The sequence below is a fragment of the Myxococcota bacterium genome, from assembly GCA_039030075.1.
Lineage (GTDB): Bacteria > Myxococcota_A > UBA9160 > UBA9160 > SMWR01 > JAHEJV01.
The window spans coordinates 30085-50963 of record JBCCEW010000014.1 but is presented as its reverse complement, the minus strand read 5'-3'; the positions used below and the strand labels follow the sequence as shown (position 1 = coordinate 50963).

21 protein-coding genes are annotated in these 20879 nt (G+C 70.7%); 12 read left to right on the top strand and 9 right to left on the bottom strand.

What is annotated here, in order from left to right; all coding sequences use genetic code 11:
* Positions 1 to 14 precede the first annotated feature (14 nt).
* Entirely contained in the window at positions 15 to 557 is a 543-nt protein-coding gene (locus tag AAF430_15560) for a hypothetical protein (protein ID MEM7411646.1), read from the top strand.
* Here AAF430_15560 and AAF430_15555 read toward each other — a convergent pair.
* Positions 530 to 1795, bottom strand: coding sequence for an MFS transporter (locus tag AAF430_15555; GenBank protein ID MEM7411645.1), 1266 nt, complete (start codon positions 1793 to 1795; stop codon positions 530 to 532). The two genes, AAF430_15560 and AAF430_15555, sit on opposite strands and share 28 nt — an antisense overlap.
* Before the next feature lie 157 nt (positions 1796 to 1952).
* On the opposite strand from AAF430_15555, the gene AAF430_15550 reads away from it, so the two are divergent.
* The 3 genes from AAF430_15550 to AAF430_15540 all read left to right on the top strand — a co-directional run bounded on the left by AAF430_15550 (position 1953) and on the right by AAF430_15540 (position 3827).
* Positions 1953 to 2084 carry a hypothetical protein gene (locus tag AAF430_15550; GenBank protein MEM7411644.1) on the top strand — a complete coding sequence of 44 codons (132 nt, stop codon included), beginning with the start codon at positions 1953 to 1955 and terminating at the stop codon, positions 2082 to 2084.
* Positions 2085 to 2250: 166 nt separating this feature from the next.
* A complete protein-coding gene (locus AAF430_15545) occupies positions 2251 to 2946 on the top strand; it encodes a hypothetical protein (GenBank protein ID MEM7411643.1) in 696 nt (231 codons plus the stop codon).
* Between the two features lie 95 nt (positions 2947 to 3041).
* Positions 3042 to 3827 carry a queuosine precursor transporter gene (locus tag AAF430_15540; protein MEM7411642.1) on the top strand — a complete coding sequence of 262 codons (786 nt, stop codon included), beginning with the start codon at positions 3042 to 3044 and terminating at the stop codon, positions 3825 to 3827.
* Between the two features lie 12 nt (positions 3828 to 3839).
* Here AAF430_15540 and AAF430_15535 read toward each other — a convergent pair whose 3' ends face one another.
* Positions 3840 to 5927, bottom strand: a complete 2088-nt coding sequence (locus AAF430_15535; GenBank protein MEM7411641.1) for a vWA domain-containing protein — start codon at positions 5925 to 5927, stop codon at positions 3840 to 3842.
* Positions 5928 to 6189: 262 nt separating this feature from the next.
* Between AAF430_15535 and AAF430_15530 the strand changes: the two genes are divergently transcribed.
* A complete protein-coding gene (locus AAF430_15530; GenBank protein MEM7411640.1) occupies positions 6190 to 7032 on the top strand; it encodes a 3'-5' exonuclease in 843 nt (280 codons plus the stop codon).
* Between the two features lie 8 nt (positions 7033 to 7040).
* Here the strand turns inward: AAF430_15530 and AAF430_15525 are convergent, their stop codons facing one another.
* Positions 7041 to 7652, bottom strand: coding sequence for a toxin-antitoxin system YwqK family antitoxin (locus AAF430_15525; GenBank protein MEM7411639.1), 612 nt, complete (start codon positions 7650 to 7652; stop codon positions 7041 to 7043).
* A 117-nt stretch (positions 7653 to 7769) separates the two neighbouring features.
* Between AAF430_15525 and AAF430_15520 the strand changes: the two genes are divergently transcribed.
* The 5 genes from AAF430_15520 (at position 7770) to AAF430_15500 (ending at position 11460) form a co-directional block, all read left to right on the top strand.
* Positions 7770 to 8585, top strand: a complete 816-nt coding sequence (locus AAF430_15520; protein ID MEM7411638.1) for an N-acetylmuramoyl-L-alanine amidase — start codon at positions 7770 to 7772, stop codon at positions 8583 to 8585.
* A gap of 36 nt (positions 8586 to 8621) precedes the next feature.
* Positions 8622 to 9347 (top strand): ribonuclease PH, encoded by a 726-nt coding sequence (gene rph, locus AAF430_15515; protein ID MEM7411637.1) that lies wholly within the window; start codon positions 8622 to 8624, stop codon positions 9345 to 9347.
* Positions 9344 to 9964, top strand: coding sequence for an RdgB/HAM1 family non-canonical purine NTP pyrophosphatase (rdgB, locus tag AAF430_15510; protein MEM7411636.1), 621 nt, complete (start codon positions 9344 to 9346; stop codon positions 9962 to 9964). Before rph ends, rdgB begins: the two co-directional genes overlap by 4 nt.
* A gap of 297 nt (positions 9965 to 10261) precedes the next feature.
* Positions 10262 to 10822, top strand: coding sequence for a sigma-70 family RNA polymerase sigma factor (locus tag AAF430_15505; GenBank protein ID MEM7411635.1), 561 nt, complete (start codon positions 10262 to 10264; stop codon positions 10820 to 10822).
* The gene (locus tag AAF430_15500; protein MEM7411634.1) at positions 10819 to 11460 is read left to right on the top strand and encodes a hypothetical protein; all 642 of its coding nucleotides are present in this window, start codon (positions 10819 to 10821) and stop codon (positions 11458 to 11460) included. The genes AAF430_15505 and AAF430_15500 overlap by 4 nt, the downstream gene beginning before the upstream one ends.
* On the opposite strand, the gene AAF430_15495 is transcribed toward AAF430_15500, so the two are convergent.
* Both AAF430_15495 and AAF430_15490 read right to left on the bottom strand, forming a co-directional pair.
* Positions 11457 to 13625: a heavy metal translocating P-type ATPase gene (locus AAF430_15495; GenBank protein MEM7411633.1), complete on the bottom strand. Its 2169-nt coding sequence runs from the start codon at positions 13623 to 13625 to the stop codon at positions 11457 to 11459. The two genes, AAF430_15500 and AAF430_15495, sit on opposite strands and share 4 nt — an antisense overlap.
* Entirely contained in the window at positions 13622 to 13921 is a 300-nt protein-coding gene (locus AAF430_15490; protein MEM7411632.1) for a metal-sensitive transcriptional regulator, read from the bottom strand. The genes AAF430_15495 and AAF430_15490 overlap by 4 nt, the downstream gene beginning before the upstream one ends.
* Positions 13922 to 14014: 93 nt before the next feature.
* Here AAF430_15490 and AAF430_15485 point away from each other — a divergent pair, with 93 nt between their 5' ends.
* Complete coding sequence (locus AAF430_15485) at positions 14015 to 14563, top strand: histidine phosphatase family protein (GenBank protein ID MEM7411631.1); 549 nt, start codon at positions 14015 to 14017, stop codon at positions 14561 to 14563.
* 492 nt (positions 14564 to 15055) lie between these two features.
* Here AAF430_15485 and AAF430_15480 read toward each other — a convergent pair whose 3' ends face one another.
* The 4 genes from AAF430_15480 to AAF430_15465 form a co-directional block, all read right to left on the bottom strand.
* On the bottom strand, positions 15056 to 15907 hold the full coding sequence (locus tag AAF430_15480) for an SDR family NAD(P)-dependent oxidoreductase (GenBank protein MEM7411630.1): 852 nt from the start codon (positions 15905 to 15907) through the stop codon (positions 15056 to 15058).
* A gap of 3 nt (positions 15908 to 15910) precedes the next feature.
* Positions 15911 to 17578, bottom strand: coding sequence for a carbon starvation protein A (locus tag AAF430_15475; protein MEM7411629.1), 1668 nt, complete (start codon positions 17576 to 17578; stop codon positions 15911 to 15913).
* A 73-nt stretch (positions 17579 to 17651) separates the two neighbouring features.
* On the bottom strand, positions 17652 to 19304 hold the full coding sequence (locus AAF430_15470) for an AbgT family transporter (GenBank protein ID MEM7411628.1): 1653 nt from the start codon (positions 19302 to 19304) through the stop codon (positions 17652 to 17654).
* Positions 19297 to 19782 carry a VanZ family protein gene (locus AAF430_15465; protein ID MEM7411627.1) on the bottom strand — a complete coding sequence of 162 codons (486 nt, stop codon included), beginning with the start codon at positions 19780 to 19782 and terminating at the stop codon, positions 19297 to 19299. The genes AAF430_15470 and AAF430_15465 overlap by 8 nt, the downstream gene beginning before the upstream one ends.
* 86 nt (positions 19783 to 19868) lie before the next feature.
* Between AAF430_15465 and AAF430_15460 the strand changes: the two genes are divergently transcribed.
* Entirely contained in the window at positions 19869 to 20876 is a 1008-nt protein-coding gene (locus AAF430_15460) for a D-alanine--D-alanine ligase (protein ID MEM7411626.1), read from the top strand.
* Positions 20877 to 20879 lie beyond the last annotated feature (3 nt).

Here is a 20879-nt window from a genome sequence, read left to right as displayed (position 1 = left end):
GCTAGAATGCGGCGATGCTTGGCACCGGCTTCGGTCCGCGAGGGGACAGGACACCCCGGCGACACGCTCGTCGCGCAGTCGGCCTGTGCCTCGGGCTCGTGGTCGCGGCGGGCGGGATCTCGGCCGAGGGGGCAGGGGGTGCGCCGGGGCCGGTGGGCCTCGACAAGCTGTTGAAGCTCCCGAGCGCCGGCACGCCGGCACCCAGCCGAGGCGGTCCGGTCGCGGCGCCGGACCGGGAGACCTGGGAGGGCCGCTTCCGGGACGCCCGGCTCGAGCTCGAAAGCGCGAAGGCGCGGCTCGCCGAGTCCCAGGCCCAGCTCGAGCGGCTGGCCGCGCGCAGCGAGAACTGGCAGGTCGCAGCTCCAGGTGCACAGCCCGGGGCGGGCGGGGAGGCCTCACCGCTCAGCTACAAGCTGCGCCAGGAGATCCGGGAGCGCCGCGAGCAGGTGCAGGCCCAGGAGAAGCAATTGCGCGAGCTCGAGGTCGAGGCCAGCCTCGCCGGGGTCCCCGCCGAGTGGCGCCGCCCGATTCACGAGGACGCCGGGCCCGAATCCTGAGCCGCGGCCTCGGGCAGCGGGGCGTAGACGAGCCAGCGCATCGCGGCCGGCAGGAACAAGAACGCCGGCGTTGCGAATGCCGCCGTGAGCGCGAAGTAGCCGGCGTAGTCGAGGGCTTCGGTGATCCAGCCCGACGCCGCCGCGAGGATCGAACCGGCCAGCGCGTAGATGCCGGTCAACGCCGCGTACTGCACTGCGGCGTGCTCCTTCTCGCAGATCCGCATCAGGTAGGCGACGAAGGCGGCGCCTACCGCGCCGCCCGTGAACGACTCGACGGCGCCGGCGGTGTAGATCGCGAACGGGCCGGAATCGGGGAGGGCTGCCGCCGCGTAGACCAGGTTCGATAGCAACGCGAAGGCGCCGGTCCACCACAGCGCGGACACGAGGCCGCGCGCCGACACCCATGCGCCTCCCACGACGGCGCCGGCGATCGTGGCGAGCGCGCCGAGCGCACTCGAGAAGGTGGCGTAGGCCTCGGGACTGAAGCCCCGATCGACCCAGAGCGGCGCGACCATCGGGGCCATGGCCTTGTCGCCGATGCGAAACAGCAGCACGAAGAGCACGACCGCCGGCAGACCCGGCCGGGATGCCCAGCGCGCCAGGGCCTCGACGGGCCGGCGCTCTTCGGGCGGAAGGAGGGGCACCGGGGGCGTCCAGCGCAAGGACAGCGCGAACACCACGCTCAGTCCCGCGGCGGCCAGGAACGCCCCCGACCAGCCGATCCAGCGCGGCAGGAACAGGATGCCGCCACCGGCGAGGATCATTCCCACTCGATAGGCCGCCATCCGCACGGCATTCGCCGGCCCTTCCTGCCCACGGTCGATCAGCCCGATCGTGTACGCGTCGATGGCGATGTCCGAGGTTGCCGACGCGACGCAATACAGGGCGAGGGCGCCCCACAAGAGCATTCCCACCGGAGTGGCCGGCAGCAGCGCGACGCCGACGAGGGCCACCGCCATCGCCAGGAGGGCGCCCCGGATCCAATCGTGGCGGGTGCCGTACCGCTCGACCCACGGTGACCAGAGAGGCTTCACCGACCAGGCCAACGAGAACGCGCCCAGGATCCCGAGGGTCGAGAGCGCGGCGTCGTGGCTGCGCAGGTAGAAGCCGAAGACCTGGGCGTAGATGCCCATCGGGAAGCCCTCGATCACATAGACGAGCGCCACCGCTTGGAGCTGGCGTCGCAGGCTCGGCGCGGAGAACGGTCCACCGGTCGGGAGCGTTCGGTTCGTGGTCACCCCGTGCGGAGCATCGCCCGCGCCGGCCGCCCTCGCACGCCGGGAGCGGTCCATCCCGCGTGTCGACGCCGACCGCGACTCCCGCTAGATTTCGCGCCGCTCGCGCCGGTTTCGCGCGACCAGCCGGTCCCAGGTGGGCCCATAGGGAGTGAGGGGCATGGAAGAGGAAGAGCAGCCGGGCAAGGTCGATCTCGTGTCGATCCTGTACATCGTCGGTGGAGTCCCGGTGATTCCTCTGTTCCTCTGGATCCTCTTCTTCTTCGCCCGGACCTGCAACACGCCGGCCTGATCTGCGCGTTTTCTGGTGCGCTGCGTCCCGGTTGCCGGTTCCCGAGCCGGCAGCTTCGGCGGTCCCGGCCCGACCCCACTCGCGAATCGTCGAATAGGCGATTTTCTTTTTGATTCCGGGCACTTGGATGTAATTTCCAGGATTGCCTCGGCCGATACGCTTGGCCATGGGAATGGGTGGGCACCAGGCCTTGCGGGGGTGGGCGACCCTCGGTCTGAGCGTCGCGCTGCTCTCTACCGGGGGCTGCGTCACGCCGCTGCCGCCTGCCGACTACGCCTACTTCGGCGTCCCCGCCAGCGACGATGCCTGGAGTCGCAAGATCCGCGGCTGGCAGAACCGCGAGCGGAGCGACGTCGCTTCCTCGCCCCGCCGCGGGGACAACCGGCGGGTCGACCCGGCCGAGGCCGGTGAACTCCGCGACAAGTACACGGCCTTCCGCAACGAGCGCCGACGCGCCCTCGCGCGAGACCTGGCGGCCTGGGTGCAGTCCCAAGCCCAGGATCACTACGTCCCGGACGGGGCCGTGGATCATTGGGCGACGATGGCCGAGACCTTCCGCTCGAACGGCGACGACTGCGACGGCCTCGAACTCTTGACCTTCCACTTCCTGCGCGAGCTCGGCTTCGACGAAGACGAGGTCTACCGGGGGATCGTGGTGCGACCCGAAGACGGCCAGCACCACATGGTCACGCTCTGGTTCGAGAATCCCGACGATCCCTGGGTGATCGATCCGACCGGCGCCATGACGTCGGGCATGCCGCGCATGTCGGAGGTCCCGGGGTGGGTACCGCTGAAGGTGTTCAGCGTCGACCGGGACTACACGGTGCAGACCGTCCCCGACCTCCACACCGCCCAGCGCTGATCGCCGCCCCGACACCACACGGGCCGTCCGCATCTTCCGGACTGGCGGCCGCGCATTGTCGACCCCGCGTGCGGGTGCGCTACTGATGGGTCGCGATGGCCGAGCGCGAACTCCACCCGATCGAGGCCTCGGCGCTGCACGCCCGACGCGAGCGCGTCTTCCTGGTGCTGGCCGGCCTGTTCCTCGGGTCGATGACCATGCTCAATATCCTGGGCGTATCGCGTTTCCTCGACCTCTCGTTCGAGGTGGCCGGTGTGAAGATCCCGATGGCGCTCGCGATCGGGGTCTTGCCGTATCCAATCACGTTCCTCTGCACCGACTTCATCAGTGAACTCTACGGGCGCGCCCGCGCCAGCGCCGTGGTGTGGGTCGGCCTGATGCTGAACCTGTGGGTGGTGGGGTTCTTGTGGCTGGGCGGCGTGCTGCCCCCCGCGGTCGAGATCGATCCCGCGACGGGCCTGCCCCCCACCGACGCCTACGACTTCGCCTTCTACCGGATTCGCCTGCTCACGATGGGCGCCGTCTTCGCCTCGATGATCGCCTACCTGGCGGCCCAGTTCTGCGATGTCTTTCTGTTCCACTTCTGGAAGCGGCTCACCCGGGGACGCCATCTCTGGCTGCGGAACAACGGGTCGACGGTCGTGAGTCAGTTCGTGGACAGCTTCGCGGTCATCACGATCACCCACTTCTATGCGAACGGTCTGCCCGTCGACACCGAGGCGGAGCTGTGGCCCCAGCTCTGGGTGTTCATCTTCTCGGGCTACGTCTTCAAGCTCGTGGTCGCGCTGCTCGACACGCTGCCCTTCTATGTGGGCGTACACTTCCTGTCGCGCTATCTCGAGATCGACCCGTTCGCCGAGCACGCGCCCGGCGAGGTGTGACGCCCAGGCGCCTCACTCGTCGTCGAGCTCGCCTTCCAGCTCGAGGGTCTTCCGCTGCTCCGCTGCCCGCTTGCGCGCGGCGCGTCGCTCGCGCTCGATCTCGATGCGGAGCTGCTTGCGCAGCTCGTCGTGGTGGTCCTTCTCGCGCTGGAGCCGTTCCTGTTTCGCGAGAAGCAGGCAGTCCTCGAGAAGCCGGTTGCGCTGCACGAGCAGCGCTTTCGGCAGCTCCGGCGCGTTCCGGGCGTCCTCCACGAGCTCGACCTCCAGCGTCTCACGGGCCGATTTCCCGTCCACGGTGGTGGCCTCGACGCGGAGCGGGTTCTTTCCGGGCTCGAGGGCGATGAAGCCGGCCCAGGATCCATCCGCGGTCACCCGGAACGGATTCGCCTCGACCCGGGTCTTCGCGTGGCTGAGCTGGACGTCGCGGATGTCGGCGAAGCTGACCTCCTCGACGACATCGACGAGGTCGCCCGGGTCACGCACGGGCGTGAAGTAGCCATTGGTGCGGGCCGCCATCTCGACCGTGGCAATCGGGCCTTCCAGGGCCTCGGGGCCGATGGCGAAGCTGTGCACGGTGATCCGTGCGCGTCGCGCGCGGTTCGCGGCGCGCAGCACGGCGCGCACGTTGTCCGACTCGGCGGAGGGGCCGTAGGGGAGGGTGGGCTGCCCGTCGGTGAAGAAGAAGACGACCTTCTCGGTGGTGGGGTCGGGTTTGGAGTAGGCGCCGCGCAGGCCCTTCAGCTCCATCGTCGCCTGGTCGAGGCCGGCGCTCATGTGGGTGCTGCCTTCGGGATCGGTGGCGAGCACTTCGTCGAGGCCGCGCTCGATGCGCTCGTAGTCGCGGGTGAGCGCTTCGATGGTGTAGGCCGGGCGCCGCGGCGCGTAGTTGCCCGCGCTGCCCGCGTCGCCGGCGAATCCGACCAACCCGACGCGGGTGTTGCGAGGGTCGAGCCCGCGGAGCACCTGGCGGGCAGCGGCGACTTCCGCGGCGAGGATCGTGTCGCCCTCGTCGGTGACCGACGAGCCGAAGATGGCGCCGATCCGACCGAGCCGAGGGCGTCCGATCACGCCGTTGCCGTTGACGTCGGTCCCGGTCGTTTCACTCGTCGATGCCGAGGTATCGATCACGAGGATCACGTCGAAGCTGCGGGGCTCGCCCTGGGTCGCGAGGGCGCGACCGGCTACGAAGGTGCCGCACACGGTGGATTCGACTTCCGAGCCCGAGGGGGGGTACTCGATCAGAAGGTCGATGTGGGTCGAGTCGCCGTCCATCGGCCGCAGCAGCGCACGCTTGCCGTCTTTGCGCGCCGGGGTCGGCGTCGGCGTGGGCTCCGGGGGCTTGGCGTCGCCGGGAGCGAAGGCCGCGAAGGCGCTTCCGGCGCCGCCCTCGAGTGGTTCCGCGAGCGCCTCGAGCACTCCGCCGATGGGCGCCGCAAGGACGCGGGTGTTGCCCGATCCGGGAACGGCGGCCTCCACCAGCCCCACGACGGTTCCGGCTTCGCTGAGCAGCACGGGCGCGCCGCCCCAACCCGACAACCGTTGGCTGAGGTCGAGGTCGATCTCGACCCGGTCGGGCGCGGCCGAGAGCACGGTTCCGTAGACCTCTTGCTCGTCGCGTCGGCCCTGCTTCGGCGGGCCGAGGATGCGGACGCGGGTCCCGGCCGCCAAGGTGGCCTCGCCATCGGCTTCGAGGGCGCGCACGCCTTTCGGCGCCTCGGTGAGGCGGAAGACGACGAAATCGTCGCGCATGCTCGCACCCGGCAGCGAGAAGGGCTGACCGGGCGGCACGGCGAAGGCTTCGGCGCTGCCCGCGCGCGAGAGGCTGCGGGGCAGGGCGAACTCGACCCGACCGGCCCGCGCGAGATCTCCCAGGCGCAGGGTGTGGCCGGTGCCGACCGCCACCACGCCGGGTTCGATCTCGGAGGCGAGAAAGAAGACGACACCCCGCGCGTCCGCCGCGGAAATGCCGATCTTCGGCATGCCCGGCCGCGCGATCGCCGGATCCTCCGCAGCCGCTGCGCTGCCCGCCGCCAGGGCGAGCCCCAGCGCCACTACGCACACGCGCCAACCGAATCCGCTCACGCCCACCTCTCGCACCACGGCCGGGAGCGTACGAACCCCACCGCGCTTGGCCAGGGGTGCATCGGTCAGCGGTGGAGAAAGAGGAGTCCTCGCCGCAGCCGGGCCGAAGGCCTGTGATAGCCTGCAACCGTCCCCTCTGGTGACCGGCGGCGCCTCCTCCCCTGCGCGCAGACTGTGCCGGCCACGGCTCCGAACGGCTTCGCGATGGCCCGGATTCCTTGCTGGCGGGCCCGCGGGGTCTGGGACGCGATGTGTTGCGTCTGGACGCGATGTCTTGAGCATGGGGAGCGCCCTCCCGGAGGGCATTCAACGATCGCTGGTGGCGCTGCGGGCCAAGGGCCGAACGCTGCCCGTGGGGGAGGTGGCCCAGCGCCTGCTGGCGCTCGACGCCCGACCGCCGCTGCCGCTGGCGCGCCGGCTCGTCGCCGGGCTGCTGGGACGCGCGCCCAACGCGCTTCCCGAAACGCTCGAGCCCACCGAACTCCGACTGCCCGCCGAGACGCGCGCGGCGCGCCTCTCACTCGCCGACGCGGCCTTCGCGGTCGTCGATCTCGAGACGACGGGACTGTCCCGCCAGAACGACGCGATCATCGAGATCGGGGCGGTGCGCGTGCGCGCAGGACGGCTCGAGGATCGCTTCGAGACGCTCGTCCGCCCGCCGGGACCCGGGCCGCTGTCCTCGGCGATCGTGTCGCTCACGGGGATCGAAGATCACATGCTGCTCGATGCGCCTCCCTTGCACCGTGCGCTCGAGCGCTTCCGCCGCTGGCTGGACGTGACGCCGGGGGCGATCTGGGTGGCCCACAACGCGCGCTTCGACCACGGCTTCTTGTCGCGCGCCTTCGAGGCCCAGTGGGGTGCCGCGCCGCGCGTCGCGGTGCTGTGTACCCAGCGGATGTCCCGGCGGCTGATGCCCAAGCTGGGCCGTTACAACCTCGACCACCTTTGCGCCCAGTTCGGGATTCGGAATCGCGCGCGCCATCGTGCGCTCGGCGACGCCGACGCAACCGCGCGCGCCTGGGTCGAGCTGCTCGTGTTGGCGGAGCAGGCCGGTCACCGCAGCGTAGGGGATCTCCTCGACTTGCAGGACGCGCCCACCCGGCGCCGTCGCAAGCGGCGCTGACGCAGCCATCAGGGCGCGGGGAACACCTCTTCCGAGAGCTTCTCGCCGCGCTCGAACTCGGCGACCTTGCGCTTCGCGCCGTTCTCGTACCAGCCCGTCCAGGTGCCGTCGTATTCACCGGCGCGGAAGCGCCCCTCGGACTGCTTCTTCCCTGACTCCCAATACGCCACCGCGTCGCCGTCGCGCTTGCCGCGTGCGTAGTGTTCGGAGTAGCGGAGTTGACCGCTCGGGTACCACTCCTTCACGTCGCCGTGGAGGGCCCCCTCGCGGTAGTCGCGCACACTCAAGCGCGCTCCGTCTTCGTACCAGGCCTCCCAGCGGCCGTGCTTCTGATCGGACTGGTATCCGCCAGCCTCGGCGAGCTTGCCGTTCGCGTGCCAGGCGCGGAAGGGCCCCTCCATGCTGCCGCGTTCGAAGAGTGCCTCGATGCGTCGCGTCCCATGTGCATCCCAGGCGACGCTCGGGCCGTGCTGGCGTTTCTCCGCGTCGACACACCACTGGTGTCGACCGTCGGGCGGGCCCTGGCCCTCGGGCTGTGTTCCCCCGGGGCAGTCCAGGCGCTCGGCGGAGACGGGCCCGGCAAGAGCCAGGCAGCAGAGCATCGCGTGAAGGCGCCGCATGGCCGATGCAGAGTGAGCGACTCGCTGTGGCGTCGCAACCGGACCCGACGGCGCGCTAGAGCCGGGCGCAGCGTGGCTGGGTTAGGGTCCCGACGCGCACGGCGGCGGGGAGAATCGATGCGGGGATCGTGGAGAGAACGCGCAACGTGGGGCGCGCTCGTCGTCCTGCTGGGCGCGAGCGTTGCCGTGATGGCGCTCGCCGAGAGCGAGGTCGACCGCTTCGACACCGTGATCCTCGACGCGGGGCATGGCGGATCCGATGATGGCGCGGTCGCGCCCAGCGGACGCCTCGAAAAGAACGTCGCCCTCGACGTCACGCTCGCATTGGCGAAGCGGCTGCGCGCGCGCGGCCTCCGTGTCGTCCTCACCCGCAACGACGACACCTTCGTGCCTCTCGAGGCGCGCACGTCGATCGCGAACGACGCGCGCGGGGACCTGTTCGTGTCGATTCACGCGAACGCGGCACGCGACCGCCGGATCCACGGCAGCGAGACCTACTTCCTCGCGCTGGAGGCCAGTGACTCGGACGCGGCAGGCGTCGCCGCACGCGAGAACGCGTCCTTCGGAGAGGGGGAGAGCGAAGCCATCGCCGCGCTCTCGGACCCGTTCATTGCGCTGCTCGGCGACATGATCTCCACCGAGCACCTCGAGGAGTCGAGCGTGTTCGCGAAGAGCGTGCAGGGTGAACTCGCGATGCTTCCGATCAAGTCTCGCGGCGTGAAACAGGCGCTGTTCGTCGTGCTCACGGGGGTGCAGATGCCGGCGGCCCTCGTCGAGATCGGTTTCGTCACCCACCCGGGAGACGAGGCCGTGATCTCGGGCCCGAAGGGACGCGAGAGGATCGTCGCTGCGCTGGAGAAGGCGGTGGTGGCCTTCGGCCAGCGCTACGATGCGCGCCGCGGGCTCGGCGCGGCGGCGCCCGAGCATCCCTAGGGATCTCGCGCGGCATTCGCGCGGAGAGGAGAGCGGGTGAGGAGCGACGGTCGTCGCCCGGACGAGATGCGTCCGGTGCGCTTCGAAGTGGACTACACGGAGCAGCCCCTCGCGTCGGTGCTGTGCCAGGTGGGGCGAACCTGGGTGCTCTGCACCGTCTGCGAGGAGGACGGCGTGCCGCGTTTCCTCCAAGGACGGGGACGCGGTTGGTGTACCGCCGAGTACTCGATGCTCCCGGGCTCGACCGACACGCGTGGCTCTCGCGAAGCGGCGCGAGGGAAGCAGTCGGGTCGCACCCAGGAGATCCAACGGCTGATCGGCCGCAGCCTGCGCGCCGTTCTCGACTTCGAAGCCCTGGGCGAGCGCACCCTCTGGATCGACTGCGACGTCCTGCAGGCGGACGGCGGTACGCGTTGCGCTTCGATCACGGGCGCGTCGGTGGCGCTGTCGATCGCCGCTGAGCGCCTGGTCGCACGCGGTGAACTCGAGCGCAATCCGGTGCGCGATTCCGTCGCGGCCGTGTCGGTCGGGATCCTCGGTGGCGAGCTCCTGCTGGATCTTCCCTACGTCGAAGACTCGCGGGCGGCCGTCGACATGAACGTGGTGGCCACCGGCGCGGGGCAGTTCGTCGAAGTGCAGGGGACGGGTGAGGATGGGACGTTCTCGCCCGACGAGCTCGCGGGACTGACGAAGCTCGCTCTCGACGGCACCCGGGCCCTCGGCCAGTTGCAAGCCGAGGCCGTCGCCGGAGCCAAGCGGTGAGCGAGGCCGGCGGGCGCTATCCGGAGGTCGTCGTCGCCACCGGCAACGCGGGGAAGCTCATCGAGATCCGCGCCATTCTCGGCAGCCTTCCGGTATCGCTCCGCTCCCTCGAGGCGTTTCCCGACGTGCTCCTGCCAGAAGAAGGGGACGAGTACGAGGCCAATGCGATCGCCAAGGCAAAGGCGGTCGCCCGCGATGCGGGGCGGCCCGCCGTGGCGGACGACTCCGGGTTGGAAGTCACCGGCCTCGACGGCGGTCCGGGGCCTTTCTCGGCGCGCTACGGCGGCGCCGGGCTCGATGACGCTGGCCGGGTCGCGTATCTGCTCGCCGAACTCGGAGACGCCGAGGGCGCCGCGCGCGAGGCCCGCTTCGTGTGCGTTGCAGCGTTGGCGACTCCCGACGGCGTGGTCGAGACCGCCTGGGGCGAGTGTCCCGGAACGATCCTCGAGAAGCCCCAGGGCCACGGTGGCTTCGGCTACGACCCGGTCTTCTTCTCGACCGAGCAGGGGAAGGTCATGGCCGAACTCCCGGCGGCCGCCAAGAACGCGATCTCCCACCGGGGTCGCGCCTTTCTCGCACTCCAGCCCGCGATCGAACGGGCCGTGCTCGGGCGCTAGGCCCCGGCTGGGCGCGATAGAACTGGAGCCACCGGCGTGGGGCCCACCCGGGCCCCGTGAGTCGCACACCCGCCCGCATTCCGCGTCGCAGGGGAGAACTCGCGCCGCAGGCCGCGTCCGGGTCGGGTGTCGATGCCCTCGTATCGGCACCCCGTGCGAATCGCACCGGTGGCTCCAGAATCCAACGCTTGATGCCAAGGGAATTCCCGAGGCTGTGGTGTTGTACGCTGGCGCCCGGAGCGCGGTTACACGGGTAACCGGGTTCCTCGCCGCAACGTAAGGGGAGAACGGGCGAGCGTGGATTTCGAGGCGCGGGAGAAGCGCTGGCGGGTCTGGATGACGGCTGCCCAGGGCGGGGATGCCGCGAGCTACGAGAAGCTCCTCGCCGAATTACTGGCCCACTTGCGGGGGTTCGTCGGACGTCGCGTCGCCGACCGAGACGCCCTCGAGGATGTTGTGCAGAACGTGCTGTTCTCTGTCCACCGCGCCCGCCACACCTACCACTCCGACCGGCCATTCGGCCCCTGGCTGCACGCGATCGCGCGCAACGCCATCATCGACGCCTCGCGGGCCCGCGGTCGGCGCTCGCGACACGAGTCCTCCCTCGAGGAGGACGGGGTGGCCGAGCCGGCGGCACCGCCGGAGCGCGCGTTCTTCGAAGACGATCTGTCTCCCGAGCTGTCGGGGGCGCTTGCGTCGCTCGCGCCCGGCCAGCGTCAGGCGGTCGAGCTACTGCACGTCCAGGGGCTCTCCGTCGCTGAGGCCGCGCAGAGAGTCGGCATCTCCCAATCTGCGCTGAAGGTGCGCGCCCATCGTGGGTACCGCGCGCTGCGGGTCTGGCTCGAGGGCGAGTCGTGAAGTCGAACGAACAGCTGGTACGCGATCTCGCGCGCGACCTCGAGCCGGTGAAGCTGCTGCCGCGCTTGCGCGCCCTCTGGGCCGCGGCGCTCGGGTTGTGGGCCCTCGGGATCGTGGGCTCGATGTGGCTAGGCGGGACGGCCTGGCCGAGTCATCACGCGTGGGAGATGCCCTCCTACGGCGGGATCTTCGTGGCCCTGGGTGCCGTCGGGATCGGTGGTTTGCTCGGGCTCGCGAGCGCGGTTCCCGGGCGCGAGCGCCTGGCGCGCTTCGGGACCGCCGTGTGTTTGCTTGGCTCACTGATCGCCCTCGGCATCGGGGCGTCAGTGGGTTGGGGACACCCGCGTCATCTGTCGGCCGCGACGGACGGGGCCTGTCTCGCGCGTTCCGTGCTGCTGTCGCTCCTGCCGGTTGGCGTTCTGCTCGGCTTCCTGGCCCGCGGCTTCGCTCCGAATCTGGGCCTCTCGAGCTGGCTGGGCGTCTCGGCGGCTCTGGGCCTCGGTGCTCTCGCGGCCCTGGCCATGTGCCCGTGGGCGGAGGGGCTCCACCTGTTCGCGGCCCACTCGGCGGGCCCCTTGCTCGCCGCGTTGTTGTTGGCGGCGCCCGCAGCGCTCTGGCTGCGTCAGCGCAGCGCCTAGCGGGCGACTGATTCCAGCGGGAGCGCGCCGGCGAGTCGGGTGCGCCGCAGGCGCAGACTGTTGCTGACGACGCAGACACTCGACGCCGCCATCGCGGCAGCGGCCAACATCGGCGACAAGCCACCGGCTGCCGCGATCGGAAGCGCGGCGAGGTTGTAGCCGAAGGCCCAGACGAGATTCTGGCGAATCGTCCGTCGGGTGCGAGCTGCCAGCTCCAAGGTGACGGCCACCCGGCTCGGGTCCCCCGAGACGAGCACCGCATCGCCGCTGTCGCGGGCGAGATCGGTACCGGTACCGATCGCCAGACCGAGGTCGGCGCGTGCGAGGGCGGCGGCATCGTTGATGCCATCTCCCACGAAGGCGACGCGACGGCCTTCCGCCTGCCAGCGCGCGACGTCCTCCGCCTTGTCGTCTGGGGACAATCGCCAGCCGATCCGAGTGATTCCGAGCGCGTCGGCCACCCGACGCACCGGCGCCTCCCGATCGCCCGACCAGAGCGCCAGTGCGTGTCCCGCGTCGCGCAGGCGCGCCAACGTCTCGCGAACGCCAGACCGCAACGGGTCCTGGAGCACGAACACGCCGGCCAGCACTCCGTCGATGGCGACACCGATGCAGGTGTCGCCATCCGCATCCGCGGCGTCTACGGCGGCCTGTTGCTCCGCGTTCGGGGAAGCGCCGCTCGCGGCCAGCCAGCTGAGGCTCCCGACGCGGATGGATCGGTCCTCGACCTCGGCCTCGGCACCGTCGCCGACGCGCGCTTCGAAGTTTCGCGCGGTCGGGAGCGCGAGGCCGCGGTCGTGCGCGGCGGATACGAGGGCGCGCCCCAATGGATGCTCGCTTCCGGTTTCGACGGCGGCGGCCTGGCCGAGGAGTACGTCGGGTTTCGGCGTTCCGAAGATGCCGAGGAGTTCGGGCCGACCCTCGGTGAGCGTGCCGGTCTTGTCGAAGGCGATCGCGTCGATCTGCCCGGCTCGCTCGAAGGCGTCGGCCGTTCGGAACAGCACGCCCAGCTCGGCGCCGCGTCCACTGCCTGCAGCGATCGCCGTCGGTGTGGCGAGACCCAAGGCGCACGGGCACGCGACGACCAGCACCGCGATGGCGGGCCCCCACAAAGCCGCACCTTCCGCGCCGAGCCACGCCCAGACCGCGAAGGTGAGCGCCGCGACGGCGAGTACGCCCGGGACGAAGATCGCGGCGACCCGGTCCACCCAGGCTTGGATCGGTGCGCGGCTGGCTTGGGTGTCCTCGACGAGCCTTGCGACCGCCGCGAGCCGGGTGTCTTCGCCCAGCGACTCCAACCGGGCGCGCAGGAACCCATCCGCGTTGCGCGTGCCCGCGCGCAGTGGGTCGCCTTCGTCGCGGGTGACGGGGATTGCCTCGCCCGTGAACTGACTCTCGTCGAAGCTGCCCCGACCCTCGAGGACGCAGGCGTCGGCCGGAACCCGGTCGCCCGGTCGGAGCACCAGCACGTCGCCCACGCGGAGAGCGTCGAGCGCCACCTCGACTTCGTCTCCATCGCGCCAGACCCGCGCACGGTCGGGGAGGAGCGCCGCGAGGCCGCTCACCGCATCCGAGGCGCGAGCCCGGGCACGCAATTCCAGCCAGCGCCCGAAGCAGACGAAGGTCACGATCATGGCGGCGGTTTCGAAGAAGAGCGGTGCGCCGCGTTGCCAGGCGAGGGCCGACGCGAGCAGTGCTGCGAGGGTCCCGAGAGAGATCAGCGTGTCCATGTCGGCGGTGGCGTGTCGGGCGCGCCGCCAGGCCCCGCGGTGAAACACCGCGCCACAGCCGAAGACGACGGGCAGCGCGAGTGCCAGCTGGGCGGCGCGATTGGCCGGGGTGTCGGGAGCCGCCATCGCGAGCGCGAAGAGCGGGAGCGTGAGCGCTGCCGACCACGCGGCGCGTCGCCCTTCGCGCGCGGCTTCGGCTCGCAGGTCGGTGGGGTGCGCCGTGTCCGCCGGGTGCAGGGCGTAGCCCGCGTCCTCGAGCGCCGCGGCCAACGCCTCGTCCGCGGCCTCTCCGGCGACGCGGGCGGAGCCGGCCGCGAAGCTCACCTCGGCGGCGTCGACACCGGGGACGGCACGCAGCAGCCCCTCGATGCGGGACGCACAGCCGGCGCAGCGCATCCCCTCGACGCGGTAGCGCTCGGCGGCGAGGGCGGTCATGCGTCAGAGGATCCGGGGGCGGGGCCGGTCACCGCAGCGGTGTACCGGAGCGTCTCCAGGAGCTCGGCGACGATCTGTTCGCCGCGCTTCTCGGCGATCGCTCGGGGAACGCAGGTCTCCAGATGGTTCTGGAGCAGCACGCGGTTCAGGCGCTCGAGGGACCCCTGCAGCGCCGAGACCTGCTTCATGATCTCGGGGCAGTAGCGCTCTTCCTCGACCATCTGGAGCACGGCCGCGACGTGGCCCTGCACGGTCTTGAGCCGGTTCGAGGCGCTGCGCTTGTGCTCGGGCTTCATCGGGACCTCCGAGTGGCGTGGCCGATCCAACGGGCCGAGTCGCGAGGGGAGGGTACCCCACCCGGGGTGGGGTCGGAAGGCTATGCTGCCCGCGTGACGACCCGGCTGCTCCTGGTACGCCATGCCGAATCGACCTGGAACGCCCTGGGACGCTGGCAGGGGCAGGCCAACCCTCCGCTCTCCGAGACCGGGCGGCGCCAGGCGAAGGCCGTCGCCCAGGACCTGGCCGGCATGCCCGCCGCGCGCCTGCTGGCGAGCGACCTGGCCCGCGCCGTCGAGACGGCGGGTGCGATCGGGCGCCGCCTGCGGCTGGCTCCCGAGCTGGATCCGGGCCTCCGCGAACTCGACGTCGGAGACTGGTCGGGCCGTACCCGATCCGAGATCGAGGCGCGCGATGCGGATCGGCTCGCGCGTTTCGAGGCGGAGGAACCCGAGGTCGCGGCGGGAGGGGCCGAGTCGCGGGCGGACATTCGCCGCCGGGTGCGCGCCACGTTCGCGGGCTACGCCGCCCGGTTCCCCGACACCGACCTGATCGTCGTGACGCACCTGGGTGTCGTTCGTGCGCTCCTGCCCGGAACCGAACTGGAGAACACGGGAGTCGCGACCTGGGCGCTGGACGCGGACTGGGCGTCTCGAGCCTGAGCCGGCCGGGGCGGCGAGGGCTTTCCGGGCCTCCGACGGGGCGAACCTGGGTGGTGGACGGAGTGTCCTCGGCGTATGCCTTGGAGCCAAGAGCGCCGAGGGTCTTGGCGGGGTGATGTGCCGTTCTGCGACCGCGCCGTTGCGCTCGCAGACGCGCCTCGAACTCCGTCCGAGTGTTGGATGCTCCCGGGTCCGGAAAGCACACTCGCGCCTGGGACGCGCCGAGCGTCGTCCTGCGGTTCGCGGCCTGGGCGGCCGTTGGCCGGGCGACCCTCGTGTCCGCTCCTGGGCGGAACGGACCCGCTGTCCCGTTCGTTTCCGCCGTCGCCGAGAGACGGTTGCATTCCTATGGCCGGGTGATTTCGGCGGCGGAACGAAACCTCGGTCTCCTCGCGCCGTAGAGCGCAACCGTCACTCGAAGTGTACGCCTCGAAATCGGCAGGCCCAAGAAGAATCGGGCATCCGGGGCAACTCTCCCCGGTGTTTCGGCGCTCAGCCTGGCAGGCCCAGCCGCTCGCGCATCGTGACACCAAGGCGACGGCTGGCCCAGCGCAGTACCCCGGGGGCGAAGCGCTTCAAGTAGTACAACGCGTACGCCTCGGGGGTGATCACGGCGAGCGGCTTGTCCTTTTCGATCGCGCGGAGGATGCCGTCGGCCACGCGCTCGGGGCCGTAGTTGCGCTTCTCGTAGGTGCGCACGATCTCGGCTCGGGCGTCTTTGGAGTCGATGGGGCCGACCAGACGCGTGGCGCGGGTGATCGGCGTGTTGACGAAGCCGGGGCAGACACAGGTGACGCCGATGCGATGGGGCTCGAGTTCGAGGCGCAGCGCTTCGGAGAGGCCGACCACCGAGAATTTGGTCGTGCTGTAGGCGCTGAGCACTTCGCTCGCGGCGAGGCCCGCCGCCGACGCGACGTTGACGACGTGTCCGCCGCGCCCGCCGGCCACCATCGGTGGCAGGAAGAAATGACAGCCGTGGACGACGCCCCGGGTATTGATGCCCAGGATCCACGCCCAGTCTTCGAGGGACGTGTCGAGAAAGCCACCGCCAATCGCCACGCCGGCGTTGTTGACGAGCACATCGAGCGCCCCGACGCGGGCGTGCACGTCCGCCGCCCAACGCTCCATCTGCTCGGCGCTCGCCACGTCGACTGTGGCGGTGTGGACCGCGCCGGCGCCGAGACGCAGGGCGTCTCGTTCGACGGCCTCGAGCCGATCGCGTGAGAGATCGCAAAGCTCGAGCGACCCGCCGCGGCGCGCGAAGGCGAGGGCGGTGGCGCGACCGATGCCACTTCCGGCACCGGTGATGGCGACGTGGCGTCCCTCGAGTCGGGAGACGTCCATCGCTCAGGCTTCCCGCGCGCGCGTGCTCGCGAGCACGCGCATGCCTTCGAAGATCACCCAGAGATCGAGCAGCAGGATCGTGGTGCCCAGGACCGCGAGCAGGCCGCGCTCACCGAAGTCGTCGAAGTAGCCCCGCACCTCTCCGAACATCGAGAACACGGTGGCGATGCCGACGAAGATCATCGGCGCCAGGGTGTACACGACCGGACGTCCCTGCTGGCGCAGCCACACGGACACGATCAGGAGCGTCACCCCGGCGACGAGCTGGTTGGTCGTGCCGAAGAGCGGCCACAGGATCAGGCCGCCCTGGCCGCCGGCCTGGGTGACCGCCAGCGCGAGCGCCGCGGCAATCCCGACGGCTCCCGCGACGTAGCGGTTCGTGAGGGCTGGCACGCCGTGGGTTTCTGCGAGCTCGGCGATGATCAGGCGCTGGATCCGGGCGCCGGTGTCGAGGGAGGTCGCGGCGAAGGCGATCACCATCACCGCGATGAAGGTCTTCGCCGTCTCGTGGGCGATGCCGAGACTCGCCACGAAGGTCGCGCCGCCGCTCACGAACGCGTCCAGCTTCGCCGAGAGCCCGTTCGCCGCGCCCCAGCTCGCGTAGTGACCATGCCACTCGGCCCCGCTCGCGAATCCGGCCGTGGCGGCGAGCACGGCGAGCATGCCGAGCAACCCCTCGCCGAGCATGCCGCCGTAGCCGATCGGTCGTGCGTCGGTCATGCAGCCGACCTGCTTCGAGGTCGTGCCCGAAGACACCAGGCCGTGAAAGCCCGAGATGGCGCCGCACGCAATGGTGATGAACAGGAAGGGGATCATCGGCGGCGCGCCTTCCGGGTTCGGATTGATGACCGGTGCCTGGACTTCGGGCCGCAGCACGATCAAGCCGAGCACGAGCAGCGACAGCCCGGTGATCAACTGGTGCGCGTTCAGGTAGTCGCGCGGTTGGAGGAGCAGCCAAACGGGCAGCACGGAGGCGATGAAGGAGTAGATCAGCAGGATCCACACCCAGGTTCCCACCGAGATCTCACCCAGCACCGGGAAGGCCTCGGCGAAGGCATTGCCGTAGAAGATCGCCGTGAGCAGGGCGAGGTAGGCCACCAGCGATGGCCCGAAGAGCGAGAACCCGCCGCGATAGACGCCCCAGCCGAGCGCCAGGGCGGCGACGATCTGCACCCAGATCGGGAAGATCGAGCCCGGGTTGCCGTGGAACAGGGTGCCGATGATGAAGGCGAACACCGCGAGCACGATCCAGATCAGGACCGAGATGATCAGCAGGAAGAGGGTTCGGGTGCGGGGGCCGATCACGCTCCCCGCGACCTCGCCGATCGATTTCCCCTGGTGGCGGAGGCTGATCACGAGGGCCGAGAAGTCGTGCACGGCGCCCATGAAGATCGTTCCCACCACCACCCAGACCAGCGCGGGCAGCCATCCCCAGATCACGGCGATGGCCGGACCCACGATCGGGGCCGCGCCGGCGATCGAGGTGAAGTGGTGGCCCCAGAGCACGTCCTTGCGGGTCGGCACGAAGTCGACGCCGTCCTCGTGCTCGATCGCCGGGACCGGCTCGTCGCCGCGCAAGCCGAACACGCGTTCGGAGAGGAACCGGGAGTAGAAGCGATAGCCGAGGGCGAAGGCGGCGACGGTGGCCAGGGCCAACCAGGCGGCGTTCATGCAATGGGCTCCTTACGTCGGCGCGAGGGCGTGACGCCGCGCCAAGCTATCACGCGTGGGTTGCGCGGGGCGGTCACGGCGCGACGTAGTCGAGAGGGCCCTCGGGACCGAGCGGGATTCCGAGCGCGACCCACACCGCGAGCAGGACGCTCCATACGAGGCCGAACGCGAGGGCATAGGGGATCATCAGGGCGACCAGCGTGCCGATCCCAGCGCTCGGGACGTAGCGCCGCAGGAAGGTCAGGATGATCACGACGTAGGGGTTGAGCGGTGTCACCACGTTGCTGACCGAGTCGCCCACGCGATACGCGGCCTGGGTCAGCTCGGGGCTGATGCCCGCCGCCATGAACATGGGAACGAAGACCGGGGCGAAGAACGCGTACTTCGCTGACATCGAGCCGATGAACAGGTTGCCGATCGCGACGACGCCGATGAACCCGACCATCAGCAGCGGCGCGGGCAGACCGGCGGATGCGAGGGCTCTTCCGCCCGTGATCGCGAGCATCTCGCCGAGGTTCGTGTGGCCGAACCAGGCGATGAACTGGGCGGCAAAGAAGGCCAGCACGATGTAGGGCCCCATGCTCGCCATGATCTCGCCGAAGGCGGTGGCGACGTCCCGATCGTTCGAGAGGCGCCCGGTGACGAACCCATAGACGAGCCCGGGAATCAGGAAACCCAGGAAGAGCAGGGGCACGATCACCCGCACCCAGCGCGGGAACTTGCCGTCCATGCCATGGAGCGGGGCGCCCGGGATCCAGGTCGCCAGGGCGAACACGATCAACACCAACAGCGTGACGCCACCCGCGATCCACAGGCCGCGGGTCTCGTCGGGGATCAGGGTGGCCGCGTTCGGGTCGGCCTCTTCCGGAGGAGTGGGCCCGCCCTCGGCGGCGGGCTTGTCGACGAAGCGCGGCTCCACCCAGAAGGCGGTTACCGCCCAGCCGACGCCGGTGAGCAGGAAGGTCGACGCCCGGATGAACCACAGGTTCGCGCGGGCGCCGACTTCGTAGGTCGGGTCGAGGAGGCCGGCGCTGACCGTGCTGAACTCGGCGAGCAGCGGGTCGAGGCTGGTGACGACGAGGTTCGCGCTGAAGCCCGCCGCGACTCCGGCGAACACCGCCGCGATACCGACCAGGGGAGACCGACCCGCCGCCTGGAACAGCGCGGCGGCGACCGGCGGCAGCACGACGTAGCCCGCGTCGAGGCCCAGCGACGACAAGACGCCGACCAGGAACACGGCGGGCGTCAGCAGGCCGCGGGGAACGGCGATCAGGGTGGCCTTCAGCGCGGCGCCGATGAAGCCGGTGCGTTCGGCGAGGCCGATGCCGAGCATGCCGACGAGCACGATCCCGAGTGGGGGAAACGCGGTGAAGTTCGAGACCAGGTGGCCCAGGATCCAGTAGAGGCCCTCGGCGTCGAGCAGGCGGCGCGCGCGGACCTCGACCTCGACCGCCTCTCGCTGGGGGCGACCGTCGGCGTCTCGCACGACCTGCAGCACGGCCTCGCCGTCGGCACCCACGACCGGAGACCCGTCGGCGGTCAAGAGTGGTGCCGTGACGTCGCGCGTAAGGTTCTTTGTGACCGCCCAGTCGCTGGCGACGGCCCACTCGGCGCCCAGCGCGACGAGCAGTGCGCCTACGGCAAAGAGGGTGACCGGATCGGGGAGTGCATTCCCGATGCGCTCGATAGCCTCGAGGCCGCCGCGTCGGTCCCGTCCGTCAGCCATGGCTCGTCCTTTCTTGCGCGTATCCGTGGCCGCGCTGCCAGCGCCAGAGCGCGAAGCTCACCGCCGCCGCGCCCAGCGTGTCGAGCACCACGTCGCCCGCGGCGCCCGTGCGAGTCGCGAGGGTCGCCTGACGCGTCTCGTCGAGGATCGCGACGCCGAGCGCCGCGCCGGTCGCCCACAATGCGGCGCGCCCCGCCGACGGGACGCGGCTCGCGAAGAGGGCCCAGAAGCCGAGTGCGGCGTGGACGCCGTAGACGCCCGGGTGGGCGAGCTTGCGGACGATGCCGGCGTAGCGAGCGATCTCGGCCGCGCCGGCTTCGGGGAACCACCACTCGACAAAGCCAACGAGGAGGCGGGACGTCGAGCCCGCGTCGAACCGGTCGCCACCGAGTACGAGGGCGACCGCCGTCCACAGCGCCCAGCCGCCCCAGGCAAGCCAGGTGCGTGCGGGGAGGGCGTCCGTGCGGGCCCGCGACATCACGCGCGGACGGTAGCGCCCCCGCCCGCGTGGCGAGAAGCGCGCGCGGCTGCTCGCGCGCCTCCGGGCCGACTATGCTGCGGTCCGTGGAACCGCTGCGCTTCGGCCTCGTCTTCGACCTGCTCGGGACGCTTCCCGCTCACGCGGGGGGCCCTCCCGACGCCGACGTGGAGTACGAGCCGGAAGAAACCGTGGCCTTGCTCGAAGAGGCGATCACCCGACTCGGCCATCAGCCCGTCCGGCTCGGAAACCCCCACGCGCTCCTCGGCGCGCTCGGCAAGGGCGAAGCCCCGCCGGTCGACGTCGCCCTGTCGATCGCCGAGGGCTACGGCAGTCGCAACCGCGAGGCCTGGGCGCCCACCCTGCTCGAGATGGCCGGCATTCCGTTCCTCGGGAGCGATGGCCTGACCCTCTCGACGAGCCTCGACAAGGCGTGGACCCATGCGCGCGTCGCCGCGGCAGGTGTCCCGGTGCCAGATCCGCGCGTGGTGTCGGAAGCAGATGTCGAAGTCGTTTCGAATTCAGCGGTTTACCCGCTCTTCGTGAAGCCTCGGTGGGAAGGTACGGCGAAGGGGATCGGTCCGGCCTCCCGCGTGGAAGATGCCGCGGCGCTCCGCGACCAGGTGACGCGGATCGCCCGCGACTACGCCCAGCCGGCGCTCGTCGAAGGCTTCGTTTCCGGGCCCGAGTACACGGTGACGGTGGTGGGGCACCGACCGGCGCGGGCGCTCCCGGTCCTGCAGCGGGCACTCGAAGACGCCACGCGGATCGGCCTCCACGCAGTCGAGCGTCACCCGGCGCCCGGATCCGGTTGGCAGGGTGTGACCCCGGGAAGCCTCGACGCCGATCTCGAGGCGCTGCTGGCCAGGCTCGCGGTTCAGGCCTTCGATGCACTCGAGTGTCTCGACTTTGCGCGCGCGGACTTCCGCCTCGATGCGCAAGGAGATCCTGTCTTCCTGGAGATCAACCCCCTGCCGACCTTCGCCCCGGATGGGTCCTTCGGGATCCTGGCAGAGCTCGAAGGGCGCCCTGCCGCCGACCTCCTCGCCGATGTCTTCGGTGAAGCCCTCGTGCGCCTCCGGCTGGGAAGCTGAGCG

Coding starts and splice junctions, on each gene's coding strand:
- AAF430_15560 (MEM7411646.1), top strand. CDS start 15: ATGCTTGGCACCGGCTTCGGTCCGCGAGGGGACAGGACACCCCGGCGA.
- AAF430_15550 (MEM7411644.1), top strand. CDS start 1,953: ATGGAAGAGGAAGAGCAGCCGGGCAAGGTCGATCTCGTGTCGATCCTG.
- AAF430_15545 (MEM7411643.1), top strand. CDS start 2,251: ATGGGAATGGGTGGGCACCAGGCCTTGCGGGGGTGGGCGACCCTCGGT.
- AAF430_15540 (MEM7411642.1), top strand. CDS start 3,042: ATGGCCGAGCGCGAACTCCACCCGATCGAGGCCTCGGCGCTGCACGCC.
- AAF430_15530 (MEM7411640.1), top strand. CDS start 6,190: ATGGGGAGCGCCCTCCCGGAGGGCATTCAACGATCGCTGGTGGCGCTG.
- AAF430_15525 (MEM7411639.1), bottom strand. CDS start 7,652: ATGCGGCGCCTTCACGCGATGCTCTGCTGCCTGGCTCTTGCCGGGCCC.
- AAF430_15520 (MEM7411638.1), top strand. CDS start 7,770: ATGCGGGGATCGTGGAGAGAACGCGCAACGTGGGGCGCGCTCGTCGTC.
- AAF430_15495 (MEM7411633.1), bottom strand. CDS start 13,625: ATGACCGCCCTCGCCGCCGAGCGCTACCGCGTCGAGGGGATGCGCTGC.
- AAF430_15490 (MEM7411632.1), bottom strand. CDS start 13,921: ATGAAGCCCGAGCACAAGCGCAGCGCCTCGAACCGGCTCAAGACCGTG.
- AAF430_15480 (MEM7411630.1), bottom strand. CDS start 15,907: ATGGACGTCTCCCGACTCGAGGGACGCCACGTCGCCATCACCGGTGCC.
- AAF430_15475 (MEM7411629.1), bottom strand. CDS start 17,578: ATGAACGCCGCCTGGTTGGCCCTGGCCACCGTCGCCGCCTTCGCCCTC.
- AAF430_15470 (MEM7411628.1), bottom strand. CDS start 19,304: ATGGCTGACGGACGGGACCGACGCGGCGGCCTCGAGGCTATCGAGCGC.
- AAF430_15465 (MEM7411627.1), bottom strand. CDS start 19,782: ATGTCGCGGGCCCGCACGGACGCCCTCCCCGCACGCACCTGGCTTGCC.